Raw genomic sequence first — 605 nt, 5'->3', positions numbered from 1 at the left:
GGCTTGCGCTTCCGTGTCGCGCAGCAAGGGCTCGGCGACATCGGCGCCGGCGGCAAGCTCGGGATCGAGCAGCCGGTGGGTGTAGTCGAAGGTCGGTCCGAGCAACTGGCCGCCGGGCAGATCCTTGTAGGTCGCCGAGACGCGCCGCTCGACCAGCATGTTGGCGGTGTCGATGGGCCTGGAGTAGCCGAAGCGCGGCAGCGTGGTGCGGTAGGCGCGCACCAGGAAGATCGCCTCGATCATGTCGCCGCGCGCCTGGACGATGGCGAGCGCGGCCAGTTCACGATCATAGAGCGAGCCTTCGCTCATCACCCGGTCGACGCCGAGCGCCAGCTGCTCGACGATCTGGTCGAGACGAAGGGCGGGCACCGAACGGTCGCCACGCCGGCGGTCGGCCAGCAGGCTGTGGGCGTTGGCGATTGCCGCTTCGCCACCTTTTACCGCGACATACATCTTACGCCTCCATCGTCTTGATGCGCGTCGTGCGCGGTAGGCAGGCGATGCCGCCTGATGTGGCGAGGATGATGTCGACGCCGCGCGGAAAGCGCTTGATATTCTGCTTCCACTGCTCGACGAAATGGCGTGGCATCTGCGCCGGCGCGATC

The 605-nt window shown here is 67.1% G+C and carries 2 protein-coding genes; both read right to left on the bottom strand.

Annotated elements, in window-relative coordinates:
• On the bottom strand, positions 1 to 453 hold a 453-nt coding region (locus EN884_RS37905), incomplete at its 3' end, for a carbon-phosphorus lyase complex subunit PhnI (RefSeq protein ID WP_206617786.1).
• Position 454: 1 nt separating this feature from the next.
• Positions 455 to 605, bottom strand: a 151-nt coding sequence (locus EN884_RS37900; RefSeq protein ID WP_164895514.1) for a phosphonate C-P lyase system protein PhnH, incomplete at its 5' end; no start/stop codon positions are given.

The sequence above is a fragment of the Mesorhizobium sp. M7A.F.Ca.AU.001.01.1.1 genome (assembly GCF_004022735.1).
Classification (GTDB): domain Bacteria; phylum Pseudomonadota; class Alphaproteobacteria; order Rhizobiales; family Rhizobiaceae; genus Mesorhizobium; species Mesorhizobium ciceri.
Note: the sequence above shows the minus strand (reverse complement) of the source record. Positions and strands in the feature narration are given on the sequence as shown.